Consider the following 15,403-nt stretch of genomic DNA (forward strand, 5'->3'; position numbering starts at 1 on the left):
CCCCGGATCAGCCTTTCAGTCCGGTAGCGGCCAGGAAGCCGTGCGTGACGCGGCGCTGGAACACGAGATACGCCAGGGCCACCGGCAACGCGCCCAGCAGCGCGGCCGCCATCAGCTGGGCATAGCGCACGCCGAACGCGTCGTAGGTCTGCGTCAGGCCCAGCGGGATCGTCATCATGTCGCTGGACGTGACGATGATGAACGGCCAGAGGAAATTGTTCCAGGCGGCGATGAACGTGACGATCGCCATCGCCCAGACGATATTGCCGGACATGGGCAGATACACGCTCCACAGCACCCGCCAGGGGGACGCGCCGTCGAGGATGGCCGCCTCGCGGAAGTCGGCCGGAATGGCATCGAAGAACTGGCGGAACACGTAGATGACGACGGGCGACACCACCTGCGGCAGCACGATGCCCGCATAGCTGTTGATCATGCCCAGGGAATTCATCATGCGAAACAGCGGCACCAGGAGGGACTCGAACGGCAGCAGGAAAGCCAGCATCGCCAGCAGGAACAGTGCATCGCGCCCGCGGAAGCGCATCTGCGAGAACGCATACGCCGCCATCAGGCTGACGCCCATCGTGACGACGGTCACCAGGAACGCCACCAGCGCGCTGTTGAACAGCCAGCGCGGCACGTTGCCCGCACCAAGCACCTTGGCATAAGCCTCGAGCGTCCATTCCCGCGGCAGCCAGTGGAACACGGGCGAGATGGTCTCGTATTCGGGCCGCAGGGACGTGGACAGGGCCCACAGCAGCGGCGCCAGCCACAGTGCCGCCAGGACGATGCCCGCAAGCGCCGCCACCAGCGTCCACCCGAGATTGCCACGCCCCGTTCTACGCACCTTCATGAAGAACCTCCCAGCCGCCGCGCCACCCAGCCCTGCAGCAGCGACAGCAATACGACGATGACGACAAACGCCGTCGCGATCGCGGCCGCGTAGCCCGCGTCGCTTTGGGTGAACGCCGTTTCGTACATATAGTGCAGGGTCACGCGCGTGGTGTTGTACGGGCCGCCTGTCGTCATGATGTAAGTCTGGCCGAACACCTTCAGCGATGCGATCAGCTGCAGCACCAGCGCGGTGCCGGCCACGGGTTTCAGCTGGGGCCACGTGATGTGGCGGAACAGCGCGAAGCCGCTGGCGCCGTCCAGGGCCGCGGCCTCGTACAGCTCGCGCGGGATATTGCGCAGCCCTGCCAGGAACATCAGCATATTGAAGCCGACCGTCCACCAGACGGTGCCGATGGCAACCATCGGCATGGCCCAGTGCACGTCCGCGAACCACGCGCGCTGCATTCCCAGCAGATGGTTGACGATGCCCGACGACGGCTGCAGCATCCAGTCCGCGATCAGGGTCATGACGGAGATGGGCAGCACGAACGGCAGGAAGTACGCCCCCTGCAGCCACGGGCCGGCGCGCGTGAAGCGGTCCACCAGGAGCGCCATCAGCAGGCCCAGGATCGTCAGCGGCGGCACCGTCAGCAGCGCGAAATAGAACGTGTTGCCCAGCGACGCCCAGAACGACGGGTCCTGCACGAGCGTGGCGTAATTGGCCAGGCCGACAAAGGCGCTGGTGCGCGTCAGGCTGCTCTCGGTCAGGCTCAGGTAGAACGTCTGAATGGCCGGGACGAGGAAGAACAGCAGGAACACGGCCAGGAATGGCGCCAGCATCAGCAGTGCGGGCATTGTCTCGCGGCGGCGGGCAGGCATGAACGGCATCATCGGTCCGGGACTCAGATTACCGCGTCAATACAGGGGCGGACGCTTGCGCAGCAGGCGCACCGCCTCGGCCTCGAAACGGCGCAATGCGTCCGCCGGCGTCAGCTGGCCGGCCAGCGGGGCGGGCAGGAATTTCGACGCGATCGCTTCCAGCGGGCCCGCCGCGCCCATGTACCAGCCGTCCGGATCGTAGACGACGTTGTGCGCCGCTTCGGCATACTGGGCGTTCGGCTGCAGCGCGAGCGCTTCCGGCGATTCGGCCACCGGCCGGTACGCAGGAATATGGCCCCCTTCGGCCCAGCCCATCGAATGGCGCGCCACATACGCGACAAACGCCAGTACGGCATGCGCCTTGGCCGGCGTCATCGGCCGCTCGCCGTTGGCCGGCAGCGCGAAGCCGTGCGAATCGGCCCACGCGCTGGCGTTCCCGTACAGCTTCGGCAGCGGCACGATGCCGTAGTCGAACCCCAGCGTGCCCTTCTCGGTGCCCCGTACCAGCTCCGGCACCTCCCAGACGCCATTGATCATGAAGCCGGCGTTGCCGCCCATGAACTGGCTGGTCGACGCGGGATAATCCATGCCAGGCGTCGCATAGCCGGCATTGAACCACGCGGCGATCCGGCCCAGCGTCGCGGCACCGGCGGCGCCGTAGGCAAAGCGGCCATCGGCCACCACGGGCAGGCCCTGCTGCGCCAGCAGCGACAGCCACAGGCGCCAGATCGCATAGCTGCTTTGCGCGCTTTCCATCGTCATGCCCGGCTTGCCCGTCGCTTCCCTGACACGGCGGAACGCCTCCGTCAGCGCATCGATGCCTTCGATGGGTTTCAGTTTGCCGGCGCGGTCCAGCAGCCCTGCCTTGCCGACGAGATCCTTGTTGTAATACAGGACCAGCGGATGCTGGTCCAGCGGCACCGCGAACGTCCTGCCGGCGTACTGCGACTTGGCCCACTGGCGCGGCAGGAAGTCGCCGCCGGCCAGCCCGACGGCCGCCAGTTCGGCCGGCGCGATGGGCCGCAGCACGCCGCCGCCGGCCAGGTTGGGCAGGCGTGACAGGTGGATCGTCGCCAGCTCCGGGCCGGCCCCCACCACCGTGGCCGTGATCAGCTTCGTGTAGAACGGCTCGCCCCATTTGAGGGTCGTGCTTTCGACCCGCACGGCCCGCTGCGACGCATTGAATTCCTCGACCAGCGCGCGCATGCGGGCCCCGTCCCCGCCGCTCAGCAGGGTCCACATGCGCACGATTTCCGGTGTCGACGCGCCGCGCGCAGGCGTATCGGCCAGCGCGCGCGCGGCCAGGCCTGGGCCGAGGGCCGCCAGCCCGGCGGCACGCAGCAATGCGCGACGCTTGCCGTTCACGGTCCGGTCGACGTTGCACAGGTATTTCATCTTGCCTGCTTACCTGGCGGGCGTGACGACGCGCGGGCCGGGCGGCCCGGACGTTCCCGGCTGGTCGTCGGGTCCGCCGCTGCCGGCGGTCGGGTCGGCCACGGCGGCATCGCCCGGCAATTCCTGCAGCGCGATACGCACGTCCGCGCCGGTACCGGAATCGAGCCAGTCGGGCGGCTCCTTCCACGCATGCTTTTCGCGCCACAGCAGGCTGTGACCGAGCGGATCGACATACCAGTCGTGCAGCCGCGCATCCGGCCCCCGCGTCGCCTCCGCCAGCGCCTCGATGGGCGCCTTCGGCAGCCGCTCTTCCGTCAGCAGGCCGTTCTTCTCGTGGAATGTATCCGTCAGCTGCGTGTAGCAGAAGCCGGACAGCGCGCGGCAGCGGTGGATCGCCGCCATCAGTTCCCGGTAGCGGGCCAGCAGCTCGGCACCATCCCTGGCCACCGAATAGCCCCAGCCTTTCGGGTCGGCCTGCTCCATGCAGGCGATACCGCCGAATTCGGACAGGAACAGCGGCTTGTCCAGCCCATTGAAGCCGTCGATGACGAGCCGGCGCCGGGCCGGCCGCACGTGTTCGAACGTGTGGGGCAGCCGTTCGCGGCTGCCGTAACGGGCATACAGCTCTTCCGGATCGACATGATAGTCGTGGATATTGACGAAGTCGCCGCACGGCATTTCCCAGCCGTCGTTGCCGACGACCGGGCGGGTGCCATCGAGCGCCCGCGTCATGTGGTACATGGCGCGCACGAAGTCGACCTGGCGGCGGTCGTGCATCAGTTCCGGCACGCCCCAGGATTCGTTGGTGGGCACCCAGGCCACGATGCACGGGTGCGAGATGTCGCGCTCGACCAGTTCCTTCCACTCCTCCATCACGCCGTGCACGGTCGCGCTGGAGAAGCCGTAGGCGGACGGCATCTCGGCCCACACGCACAGCCCCAGCACGTCGCACCAGTACAGCCAGCGCGGGTCTTCCGATTTCTGGTGCTTGCGCACCCCGTTGAAGCCCAGCCGCTTGATCAGAAGAACGTCCTGGCGCAGCTGTTCGGCCGTCGCCACCATCAGGCTGTCCGGCCAGTAACCCTGGTCCAGCACCATGCGCAGATAATACGGCCGGCTGTTGAGCAGGAAGCGGTCGCCGTCCACCGAGACCGTGCGCAGCGCCGTATAGCTGACGACGTGATCGAGCACGATGCCGTCCTCCGCATGCAGCGTGATTTCGGCGTCGATCAGCTGCGGGCTTTCGGGACTCCACATCCAGTGGGCGCGGGCGTCGTCGATGCCCGGGTCGGGCAGCTGGAACAGCCGCGACAGGCAATCCTCCGTCATCAGGCAGCGGTCCGACACGAGGATGCGTTCGCCCAGGCGCAGCGTGACGTTCAGCGTGCTGTTTTTGGGCAGATGGGCGATGTCCGCATCGAGCCGGATCTGCCAGGTGAACACGTCCGCCGTCCAGCGCACGCGCGCGATGTGCGCGTAGGCCACCTTCTCCATCCAGACGGTGCGCCAGATGCCCGTCGTGCGTGGATACCAGATCGAATGGGGCTCCAGCTCCCAGTCCATCTTGCCGCGCACCTTGTGCATGTCGTGCGGATCGTCCTCGGCCTGGACGATGATTTCCAGCGTGTGGCTGTTCAGGTAACGGGTGACGTCGATCGAGAACGGACTGTGGCCGCCCTTGTGCTGAATGGCGAAGAAACCGTTGATCCAGACGCGCGCCCGGTGGTTGACGGCGCCGAAGTGCAGCATCAGCCGCTCGTCGGACGCCGGCAGCAGGCTGTCGTCCAGGCCCACGATCCGCTTGTACCAGACGCGTCGGCGAAAGCCCGTGTCATGCAGGCCGCTGGCCCGCGCCTCGGGCGGAAACGGGACGTTGATGGTACGGTCGAACGGCACCGTGGCCGGATCGTGATGGACGGCTTCGTCGTCCAGCATGGCCTGCCACTGGCCATCGAGATTGAGCCATTCGGGACGCCGCAATTGCGGCCGGGGGTGGTCCACTTTGTCGCTCCTCCGTATTTTTGTGCTGCCTTTTATGCCATCTTTACTCCCGGTTCATGTTACCAGTAATAATATTGCCAACGTCGTCCGCTTGGCAGCCGTGCGGCCGTCTGTGACTTCACCGCGACAGCCGGGCCGCCGTCACGTGCGAAAACACGGCCTGGCGTGCGCCGCCGCCCATCGCCACCAGACCAAGCTTCAAGGGCTCTGGCCCCAGCCGGTGCGTCCAGACCGCGCCACCCACCCAGTTCCTGCCGTCCTGGCTGGACCACGCGGCGATCTGCTGCCCGGACCCCTGCCGACGGATCTCCAGCCGCAGCCACGTCCACGGCTGGCCCGGCGTGCCCGCCACCGTATTGCCGTAGCGTGGCCAGTCCGGCTGCTCCGGCTGCCCTTCCTTGGCGAATTCCACCTGGTGCAGGCCCGCGTCGGCCAGCACGGCCAGCTTGACGTAGTTGTCGTCGTCGCCCAGCACCACCAGGCCCGCCTGCACGTGCGTGGCGCAGCAGTCTTCCGGCGCATCGAGCCGCACGCGCGCTTCGATCCGCACGTCTCCCGGCGGCAACGCGCGGGTCAGCACCGCCGCCGAGTTGACGTCGCCATACAGGTCGCCCGCCCCGTACGCCAGGCCAGGCCGCCCTTGCCCGCGCCTTTTCCCACTTTCCAGTCCCCGGCAGGCGGACGGCGCAGCCATTGCCAGGCCGGCGCCAGCCGCGTCCCCGCGAACGTTTCGCGCCACAGCGGGCGCGCCTTGTCCACGGCGGCCGGCGGGTCCAGCGGCGGGCGCAGCGTGGCGGCGTCGCCCGCCACGGCGCTGGGTCCGGGCAGCTTCGTATCGGACGGCCCCCGCCCCCCCGCCACGACGGGCCAGCCGTCGACCCAGTCGACCCGGTCCAGCATGGCGAGGCGGCGCGTCAGGTCGGGCGCGGCAAAGTAGGGTTCATTGCGGTCGACGGCGTGGTAGATCGTCCACCACTGGCCGGCGCCGTCCTGGAACACCGTGTTGTGGCCGGGGCCGATCCAGCGGTTGCCGCTTTGCGGCAGCACCGGCGTGCCGCCCACCCGGGCCGCCGCCATGTCGATGCCGTGGCGGTCGAGGAACGGCCCTTCCGGGCGGGTGGCGCGGCCGACGTAGAGGGCATAGCCCGTCAACGGCCCGGCGCAGCAGTTGGTCGCGGAAGCGAAAAGATAGTAGTGGCCGCCATGTTTCACCACTTCGGCGCCCTCGTAGCGCCACGTCGTGCCCACGCGCGTCGGCGCGCCAGCAAGCGCCAGGCCGTCGCTTGCGAGGCGCTGCACGAACATGCCGCCGCCATAGCTGCCGTAGTACAGGTAGTGGCGGCCGTCCTCCTGCGTCAGCACGTCCGGGTCGTAAGTCCAGTGGAACTTGCAGCCAGGCGCCGCGCGGCGCGGCGCGACCACCAGGCCGGGAGCGGGCTGCCACGGCCCGACCGGCGAGGCGCTGGTGGCCACGCCGATGGCGCTGTCCGCGTCGCAGCCCGGTTCCGGGCTGTGGGCATCGTCCACGTCCGTGATCGTGTAGTACAGGTAATAGCGGCCATTCAGGTACACCGGCTCCGGCGCCCACAGGCCCGCCGTCGCGGTGGCCGGCGCGGGGCGCTCGCTGAACGCGTCGGTGACGAACGTCCAGTCGATCAGGTCGTGCGAACGGTAGATCGGCATCAGGCGGAAGCGCCAGCCTTTCGCGTCCTTTTCCTTGCGGCTGACGGGGTCGGTGGTGCAGTACAGGTACCACGTGGGCTTGTCCGCCTGCCGATCGCGCAGGATGGCCGGGTCGGCACAATTTTGCGCCAGTTCGCCACCGGGCAGGCGCAGGTTCAGGGGATTTTTATAGGTGGGCGCCTCGGCCGAGGCGGTGGTGGCCAGGGCGGCCAGCAGGGCAGAAAGGGAAATACGGGCGGACACGCGACTCTCCTTTACCAATGGTCGCGGTACGTTACCATGCTTCGGGGCCGGGGTCAGGCATTCCGACATTTTGTCCGGATGCCTGATACCGTTGCTGCAATGCCGGCTTGTCAGCCGACCAGCTTGCCGATCACGGGCGCCAGCGCCGGCGGGCGGCAGCCGAAGGCGGCGAGGCGCCCCTGCGCGCCGGGGACGAGATCGAGATCGTACGGCAGCCGCCCCGCGACGACCCACAGCCTGTCGGCGGGCAGCGCGGCCAGCAGCCGCTGCTGCCCTTCCACCAGCATGGCGTTATACGTCTGCACGACGATCTGCTCCGACCCGGCCGCGAATGCGATGGCCTCGTCCACGTCGGCCGGCGTGGGCTGGGCGGACAGCGCATGCTCGCGCACCGTCAGCCCGCCCGCCGTCAGGCCTTCGAGCATCGAGCTGCGCGCCTCCTTGTTGCGGCCATTGGCCACCTCGTCGACTTCGGTGCGGTCGCGCACTTCGAACGTGATCAAAGCGACGGGCCTGGCCGGGTCGAGCGGCCGGAACCGACCTTCCACCTTCAGCGCGCGGCGCTGCACGTCGGCCGCCAGCGCCAGCGCATCGGCGTTCATCAGCCCGGCCGGCGTGGCAGGCAGCTCGCGCCAGCCCTGCACGGCGGCGGACTGCTTCAGCCGCCGGACGCGCGCCAGCACCTGCCCGATGCGTTCATCCGGCAGGCGCCCCGATGCCAGCGCCCCCGCCACGGCGTCGATCGCCGCATGCTGGCGCGCCTCGCTGTGCGAGATCAGCACGATGTCCGCGCCGGCCAGCAGGGTCCCGATGGCGCCCTCCTCCACGCCGATGCCGTCGGCGATCGCGCCCATTTCCAGGCAGTCGGAGATGACGACGCCGTCGTAACCCATCTCGTCGCGCAGCAGTCCCGTCAGCACGGCGCGGGACAGCGTGGCCGGCACACCGGCATCCTTCTCGAATGCGGGGAACGCGACGTGGGCCGTCATGATGGCATCCACGCCCTGGGCAATCGCGGCGCGGAACGGCGCCAGTTCGACGGCGTGCAGCCGCTCCCGGTCGTGACCCACCAGCGCCATCGCGTGGTGCGAGTCTACCGCCGTATCGCCATGGCCGGGGAAGTGCTTGGCCGTAACGAGCACGCCGGCCTGACGCAGCCCGCCGATGGCGGCGCCGCCGTAGCGGATCACCGTGTCCGCATCCTCGCCGAACGCGCGCACGCCGATGACGGGGTTGCTGCGGTTGTTGTTCACGTCCAGCACGGGGGCGAGCAGCATGTTGATGCCGATGGCGCGCATCTCGGCGCCGCTGATGCGGTGCAGCGCCTCGCAGTCGGCGCTGGAGCCGGCCGCCTGGAACGCCATCGGCGCCGGCATCGGCGTCACGCCCTGCTCGATGCGCATCACCATGCCACCCTCCTGGTCGATGCCGATCAGCAGCGGCACGTCGGACACTTCCGCATTGATCTCCTGCAGCCGGCGGCACAGCGTGGCCACCTGGCCGGGGGTGTGGACGTTGCGGCGGAACAGGATGACGCCGCCCACACGGCGTTCGCGGATCAGCCGCCCGATCGCCGCATCCGGCTCCAGGCCGTCGAAGCCCACCATGAACAACTGACCGATGTCCGTATTCTGCACTGCCATATCGCTTCCTCTCGTTTCAATTCAGTTGCGCCAGGACGCCAGTCCCAGCAGCCGCTCGCCCAGCGGCGTCAATTGTGCCGCGTCGTAGCGGCTCCCGTGCGCCGCGCCGTGCAGGCTGTAGCCCTGCGGCGCCATGCGCTCGCGCCAGCAGCGGATGCGCCATTCGCGCGCAGCCGCGTCTTCTTCGCGCGCCGGCAGCATGGCAATATACTGGGCCATGCGCACCTTGTCGCGCGAAATATTCTGCCGGATGCCGTGGCACAGCCGGCTGTTGAAGATCAGCAGGTCGCCCTTGCGCAGCGGTACCGCTACCCGCGGCAGTCCCGTCACGTCCGGCCGATACCAGTCCCAGTCGTCCGGCTGACGCGCGCGCCAGCGCGCATAGTGGCGAAACAGCTCGGGGATGCAGACGAAGCCGCCCACCTCCGGGTCCACCTGGTCGCCGATCGACAGCACCCCCTGTACGCTGTCGGCTTCGCCATCGGGATCGTAGTCGAAGTGCATGAAGCTCTTGAACTCGAAGCCCGGTTCCGGCGGCAGGTTCAGGTTGACGCGGTCGATCGAGACCCACAGTTCTTCCGTCCCCCACAGGTCGGCAAAGGCGCCATGCACGCGCGGGGACTGGCGCGCATCCCACAGCAGCTGGTGATGATACAGCTCCACCATCCCCGCGTTGTAGCTCAGTTCCGTGCGGCGCAGCCGCGATTTCTCGGGCGGATACCACGTGGCCGGATCGGTCCGGTCCATCCCTTCGAATTCCCAGATCAGGTCGCCGATGCCCTCGACCGTCGCGCGCGGCACCGCTCCCTCGATGACGACGTAGCCATTTTCCTCCCAGTGGCGCCAGTCGCCTTCGCTCAGCACGCGCAGCGGGCGGTCGCCGCGTGGCGCGAGGCGCGTTACGGCCGTGCCGACGGTGGACGGGTTGCGGTCGCGGATGCTGTGCTTGCCGATGGTGTCGATCGTGTCGTTCATGTCTCCTCCCGGGTGGTTGCGAGCGGACGCGCCATGCAGTGCAGGCGGTCGAAAAACAGCGGGTACGCATCGTCGAACGTGCCCCTGACCGTGAAGCCGCGGCGCCCGTACATCGGCAGCGCCGCGCTGCTTTGCCAGACCGTCAGGCAGACGGCGGCGCACCCGAGCGCCAGCGCCCTGCGCTCCACGTCCGCCAGCAGCACGTCCAGCAGGCCGCGCCCGCGGCAGGCCGGCTCGATGGCGAGACTGGCCACGAACAGGTCGTCCGCACCCGCATGCCGCGCGACGAAGGCGTCGTACGCCGCGTCCATCGCCTGGACCTCGTCACGATAGTGGTTGAGGGCCGGCGTGCCGGCATACTGCGCTGGCGTTGCAGCATTATAAAAACCGGCCAGGCGCGTGCCTTCGTACAGCGCGACGATATGCCGCAGCCACGGATCGATGTTCTGCCGCCGCTGCAACTGCCGCGGCGGCAGCCCGAGGCGGTTGGCCACGGAGCAGTATTCCAGGTAGCTGGTCTCGAACAGCAGCGCCGCCATGCGGTCCAGGTCGGGCGCCGGCACTGCGGGACCGGGAACGAACGTCAACGCCGTTGGGTTGCGCAGGTCATTCATGGGCGAACAGCTCGCGCCGACGAGGGACGGGCAACGTACCTGCGCAGGCGCCGCGCATCGGCTGCCAGAAGCCGCCCTGGGCGATGCGCTCGCCGTTGCGCGCCAGCAGATAGGCGGCAAACAGCGCGTTGACGCGCTCCAGATGCGGATCGTCGCACAGGAACGAGTAGTAATTGCAGCCAGGCGATTGCGCGCGCAGCTGCGGCGCATACGCCATCGGCGCCACCTCCGTCACCCACGCCACCTCGACGACGCGCTCGAGCTCCAACGGGTGCGCCAGCCGCCAGTCGCGTTCCGCCAGCCTTGCCACCGAGCGCTCGTACGCCTGCGCTTCGGCCGGCGACAATGGCTGCGGTGCGCCCGTATCGGCGTCCATCCTCAATCGCATCCCGCGCACGCCCGCCACGACCGCTTCAGGGCGCGGGTCCGCCAGTACGCCATACCCCTGCGTCATCTCGTGCCAGGACAGCAGCGTGCTGCCGGCTTGGCGACGCCACCTGTAGTACGTTGCCTGTTGCAGAAGGCGCGGGTCAGGCGTGCCAAAGGGCGACAACGTACCCAGCGCCGCCGCCATCTCGTCCGCCAGCTCACGTACCGCCGCGTCGCCCCGGCGTGCCACCAGCAGGCCGTTCTCGTCGCGCACGAGGTTCAGCCACGACACGTGCCTGGCGGTCACCTGGCCGTCCACGCTGTCGAAGCCTACGTAGTCCGGCACCTCGGGCCGCGCCAGGAACACCGTGGCGCTGCGGTACGGCATCGTGTCCGCGTCCAGGTAGACGCCGCCGTGTTCTCGCAGCACGAGGATGCGCAGGTAATCGGACAGGTTGACGTAGCAGCCAGCCGCATGCCACCGGGCCAGCCGCTGCGCCAGCGCGGGCACGCACTGGCGGATCAGCGTGGCCAGGCTGTGCACGTCCAGGTCGCGGCCGCCGATCGTGTAGCGGCCGATGCAGCCCTGGTCGTTGCCCGGACCGGGCCGGAACAGCGGATCTTCCGCCAGTTGCGCCGCATCCCACACCCACAACACCGACGACCAGCCGCCATCGACTTCTTCGAGCGCGGCGCCCCACTGGCAGATGGCCTGGCGCGCCCCGTCGGGCAGCGCGCCGCCCATCCAGATGCGGTGCAGCAGCGTCTCGTCCAGCGCACGCGTGGGCATTCCGATCAGGGACGACACGCGCCGCGCGTCGAACAGTTCGAAATTCGTGTGCACGTGGTCGCGCAGCGCCGCCAGCCGCTGGCGCCAGGCGCGGCCCTGCTGGACCAGCCGCTGCGCCGCATCCGCCGACGCGCCGTGGCTGCAGAGCAGCTCCCACTGCCGGCAGGCCAGGAAATCGGCCTTCAGCGCCCGTACTGCCAGTTCGTATCCGGTATCGAAACTCATCGGCTTCTCCTTGCGCCGTCAGGCAAGATCGGGCAGACCCGCGACAGCGTCACGCACGCGCGCATCGTGGCCCCGGGCGATATGAAACAGCCCGGCGCAGACAGCCAGCGCCACGGGTACGCCGCACAGCGCGTACGCCTGCAACGTGTAGCCGAAGCGCTCGCAGATGGCGTTATACAGCTCCAGCCCCAGTGCGATGTACAGGCAATACAACAGGCTCATGGCGGCCGACGTCAGGCTCATCGACTGTCCGGTGGCGGTCAGCGCGATACGGATCAGCGCCCCGTTGAAGAGCCCAAAGCCGGCGGAAAACACGAACATGCAGGCGATGAACAGCTGCGGCTGGCCGGCCGCGAAGCCGGCACCGCCCAGCCCGACCACCGCCAGCACGCCGCCCTGGCGCAGAAGCCGTCCGAGCGGCAGCTCCCCGCCCATGCGCCCGATGGCAAAGGTGCTCAGGACGAAACCGACAAAGATGGCGCACTGCCAGGCGATGTAGGTGCCGTAGCTGGCGCCGCCGTGCTGCAGTAGGATGGCGGGCGAGAGGCCGATCCACGCCGTCAGCGGTGTAATGGCGAGCCCCGCGACCAGAATGCCAAGCATGAAGGTGCGGTTGGTGAAGATGGCGCGGTAGCTGGCGGTCAGGCTCTTGTCGCCGGCCGCCAGCGGCTTGCCGCCGCCCGCCGGCATCGTCCGCGCCAGGCCGAGCCACGCGACGGCACCCAGCACGAACGCCGTGACGAACACGGCGCGCCAGTCGAACACGCTGATGACGGCACTGCCGGCCACGGGTCCGATCAGCGGGGCGAACACGGTGGTGTTTCCCATCAGGGTCGTCAGCTTGACGGCGCGTGTGTCGTCGAACAGTTCATGGATGGCTGCGTAGCCGATAAAGATGAAGCACGAGCCCATGCCCTGGAAGAAGCGGATCGCAAGAAATTGCGGCGCCGACCCCGCCATAGGCACCAGCGCGGTGGCCAACAGGAAGAACGCCGCGCCGCCCAGCATCACGCGGCGCTTGCCAATGCGGTCCGCCAGCGGTCCCAGGCCGATCTGCAGCGTGCAGCCGCCCAGGATGTACAGGCTCAGCGACAGGCCGATATACCGGCTGGGCCCGCCAAACTCCGCCATGACGCTCGGCATGCCAGGCATGATCATGTCGTTGGTCAGATAGACCGTCAGCTCGTAGAGCAGGAAAAAAGCCGAAAACCACCACAGACGCTTCATGAATCCTCCGGTCAGGTTACGCGGCTCCGATACCAGCTGGACAGCAATCGGTATTGGATTGGCATGTATACTAGAACAAGTGGAATTGCATTGGTATCGTTTTGTGGTCTTTTTTCATCCACCGCTTTCGTTGCCTCACTGAACCGTGTGATTGGCTTGCCGCTGTGCTTGTTACCCTGCCGACAAGCAAAAGCCGGAGGCAACATGAAGTTCTGGAGTCAATTCACCTTTGTGCGCAGTATCGAACTGGAGAACTGGCTGACCGCGGGCGCCGTCGCCGTGGCGGCGTTCGTGCTGATGCATGCGCTAATCGCGTGGGCACGGCGGCGCATCGCCAGGCTGGCCGAAGCCGGCAAGTCGGACCGGCCCTATGCCGAAGTGCTGGCCGCCACGCTGGGCCGTACCAGCATGGTCGCCGTGGCGCTGACGGCCATCCTGATCGGGTTGACGGTGCTGGACCTGCCGACGCCGTGGGACCTGCGCGTGCGGAACCTGTGGTTCATCACCCTGGGCACGCAACTGGTGCTGTACGTCGACCATGCGGTGTCCGTGACGTCACGGCGTTATTTCCGCACCCACGCGAAGGCTCCCGACGCGCCGGCCACGGTGGCCCATACGCTCCTCAACTGGGCGATGAAGACGGTGCTGTGGACCGTGTTCCTGCTGGCCGTGCTGGCCAATCTGGGGATCAATATCTCGGCGTTCGTCGCCAGCCTGGGCATCGGCGGCGTGGCCGTCGCGCTGGCCGTTCAGAACATCCTGGGCGACCTGTTCGCGTCGCTGTCGATCGCGGTCGACAAGCCGTTCGAGGTGGGCGACGCGATCGTCGTCAACGGTGTCTCCGGCGCGGTGGAAAAGGTGGGGCTGAAGACGACGCGCATCCGCGCCGACAGCGGTGAGCAGGTCGTCATTGCCAACGCCGACCTGCTCAAGAACACGGTCCGCAACTACAAGCGGATGGCCAACCGCCGCGTGGCATTCCCGCTGCTGCTCGACCCGGCCACGCCGGTGGCGGTGGCGCGCGAGATTCCGGCACGGATGAAGGAAATCGTGGAGCGGCAGGAATCGGTGCGCTTCGACCGTGCCCACCTGAAGAACGTGACGCAGGATGCACTGGAGTTCGAGGTCGTGTACTTTGTACTGGTGCCATCGTACGGCACCTTCATGGACACGCAGCAGCAGGTGCTGCTGGGCGCCCTGGAGCTGATGGAGGAACTGGGCGTGGGCAATGTGCGCCCCGTTCAGCGCGTGGCCGTGGACATGGCGCGCGGCCTGCACGTCGTTGGCGAGGAAGATCAGGACTCCGAAGCCGGGAACGAGCCGGCGCCGGCCGCGCGGCTGGGCGTGCGCACGGTATGAGGCATTGTCTTACATGACCGGAGCGCGACGCGAATTGCTGATAGATTATGTTGACTGAAATCTCATAACCCATCTGTCAAACCGCCCATGAAAACGTTTCACTGCGACAAATGTTCCCAACAGGTCTTTTTTGAAAACACCGTCTGCTTCAACTGCGGCAGCATGCTGGGCTACCAGCCGGCGCTGCGCCGCATCAACAGCTTCGAACCTGCCGCCGACGGTCTCTGGCGCAGCCTGAACCGCCTCGATGAAGGCAAACTGTACAAGCAGTGCGCCAACTACGTGCAGCACGACGTGTGCAACTGGATGCTGCCGGCGGACGATCCGCACGACCTGTGCGAGTCCTGCCAGCTGACGGTCGTCATTCCCGCGCTGTCGTCGGAAAAGAACCGCGTGCTGTGGTCGCGGCTGGAAGCGGCCAAGCGCCGCCTGCTGTTTTCGCTGGCAACACTGCATCTTACGCCCGTCTCCAAGGAGGTCGAGCCGGACACCGGCCTGGCCTTCGAGTTCCTGGAAGACGGCGTGTCCGACCAGACGGTGATGACGGGCCATGCCAACGGCCTGATCACGCTGAACATCGCCGAAGCCGATCCGGCCGAACGCGAGCGCACGCGCGAACAAATGCACGAACGTTATCGCACGCTGCTGGGACACTTCCGCCATGAGAGCGGCCATTATTATTTCGACCGGCTGGTCGTCGGTACCGACTGGATCGACGAGTACCGGGCCCTGTTCGGCGACGAGCGAGCCGATTACGGCGAGGCGCTCAAGCGCCATTACGCCGAGGGTCCGCGCGCCGACTGGGCGTCGCATTTCGTCAGCAGCTATGCCAGCTCGCACCCGTGGGAGGACTGGGCCGAGACGTGGGCCCACTACCTGCACATGATGGACACGCTGGAGACGGCGCATTCGTGCGGCCTGGCGCTGAACCCGCCCAAGCCGAACGAGCCGGCGCTGGAGATTGCCGTGCCGCCCGCAAAGACGGACGCGTTCGACGAAACCGTCAGCGAATGGTTCGCGCTGACGTACGTCCTGAACAGCCTGAATCGCAGCATCGGCATGCCGGACTCCTATCCGTTCACGCTCAGCACGCCCGTTCTGGAGAAGCTCGCGTTCGTCCACAAGGTCGTGCGGGCGCAGATGAAGGCCGCCTGACGCCGTTCAGC

General features: G+C 67.7%; 13 protein-coding genes. 2 read left to right on the forward strand and 11 right to left on the reverse strand.

All coding sequences use genetic code 11. From position 1 onward, the window contains the following. Positions 1-7: 7 nt before the first annotated feature. From E1742_RS03780 to E1742_RS03830, 11 genes are all read right to left on the reverse strand, one after another. Positions 8-853: a carbohydrate ABC transporter permease gene (locus tag E1742_RS03780; protein ID WP_134383620.1), complete on the reverse strand. Its 846-nt coding sequence runs from the start codon at positions 851-853 to the stop codon at positions 8-10. Continuing rightward, positions 850-1,713 carry a carbohydrate ABC transporter permease gene (locus tag E1742_RS03785; RefSeq protein ID WP_229466496.1) on the reverse strand — a complete coding sequence of 288 codons (864 nt, stop codon included), beginning with the start codon at positions 1,711-1,713 and terminating at the stop codon, positions 850-852. The genes E1742_RS03780 and E1742_RS03785 overlap by 4 nt, the downstream gene beginning before the upstream one ends. Before the next feature lie 36 nt (positions 1,714-1,749). Then, entirely contained in the window at positions 1,750-3,108 is a 1,359-nt protein-coding gene (locus tag E1742_RS03790; protein ID WP_229466498.1) for an extracellular solute-binding protein, read from the reverse strand. A 9-nt stretch (positions 3,109-3,117) separates the two neighbouring features. After that, a complete protein-coding gene (locus E1742_RS03795) occupies positions 3,118-5,109 on the reverse strand; it encodes a glycoside hydrolase family 2 protein (RefSeq protein WP_229466500.1) in 1,992 nt (663 codons plus the stop codon). Between the two features lie 118 nt (positions 5,110-5,227). Next, a complete protein-coding gene (locus tag E1742_RS03800) occupies positions 5,228-5,689 on the reverse strand; it encodes a DUF1349 domain-containing protein (protein WP_134383622.1) in 462 nt (153 codons plus the stop codon). Further along, positions 5,683-7,035 (reverse strand): family 43 glycosylhydrolase, encoded by a 1,353-nt coding sequence (locus tag E1742_RS03805; protein ID WP_166793408.1) that lies wholly within the window; start codon positions 7,033-7,035, stop codon positions 5,683-5,685. The genes E1742_RS03800 and E1742_RS03805 overlap by 7 nt, the downstream gene beginning before the upstream one ends. Positions 7,036-7,145: 110 nt before the next feature. After that, a complete protein-coding gene (nagZ, locus tag E1742_RS03810) occupies positions 7,146-8,678 on the reverse strand; it encodes a beta-N-acetylhexosaminidase (RefSeq protein ID WP_134383624.1) in 1,533 nt (510 codons plus the stop codon). Positions 8,679-8,699: 21 nt separating this feature from the next. Continuing rightward, positions 8,700-9,653: a phytanoyl-CoA dioxygenase family protein gene (locus E1742_RS03815; RefSeq protein WP_134383625.1), complete on the reverse strand. Its 954-nt coding sequence runs from the start codon at positions 9,651-9,653 to the stop codon at positions 8,700-8,702. Continuing rightward, positions 9,650-10,267: a GNAT family N-acetyltransferase gene (locus tag E1742_RS03820; protein WP_166793409.1), complete on the reverse strand. Its 618-nt coding sequence runs from the start codon at positions 10,265-10,267 to the stop codon at positions 9,650-9,652. Before E1742_RS03820 ends, E1742_RS03815 begins: the two co-directional genes overlap by 4 nt. Continuing rightward, positions 10,260-11,651 carry a glycosyltransferase gene (locus E1742_RS03825; RefSeq protein WP_134383627.1) on the reverse strand — a complete coding sequence of 464 codons (1,392 nt, stop codon included), beginning with the start codon at positions 11,649-11,651 and terminating at the stop codon, positions 10,260-10,262. The genes E1742_RS03820 and E1742_RS03825 overlap by 8 nt, the downstream gene beginning before the upstream one ends. Positions 11,652-11,669: 18 nt before the next feature. Continuing rightward, a complete protein-coding gene (locus tag E1742_RS03830) occupies positions 11,670-12,878 on the reverse strand; it encodes an MFS transporter (protein WP_134383628.1) in 1,209 nt (402 codons plus the stop codon). Positions 12,879-13,082: 204 nt separating this feature from the next. Between E1742_RS03830 and E1742_RS03835 the strand changes: the two genes are divergently transcribed. Together E1742_RS03835 and E1742_RS03840 are read left to right on the forward strand one after the other, a co-directional pair. Then, positions 13,083-14,237, forward strand: coding sequence for a mechanosensitive ion channel family protein (locus E1742_RS03835; protein WP_134383629.1), 1,155 nt, complete (start codon positions 13,083-13,085; stop codon positions 14,235-14,237). An 87-nt stretch (positions 14,238-14,324) separates the two neighbouring features. Next, positions 14,325-15,392, forward strand: a complete 1,068-nt coding sequence (locus tag E1742_RS03840; protein WP_134383630.1) for a zinc-binding metallopeptidase family protein — start codon at positions 14,325-14,327, stop codon at positions 15,390-15,392. Positions 15,393-15,403 lie beyond the last annotated feature (11 nt).

The sequence above is a fragment of the Pseudoduganella plicata genome (genome assembly GCF_004421005.1).
In the GTDB taxonomy this organism is placed as follows: Bacteria; Pseudomonadota; Gammaproteobacteria; order Burkholderiales; family Burkholderiaceae_D; genus Rugamonas; species Rugamonas plicata.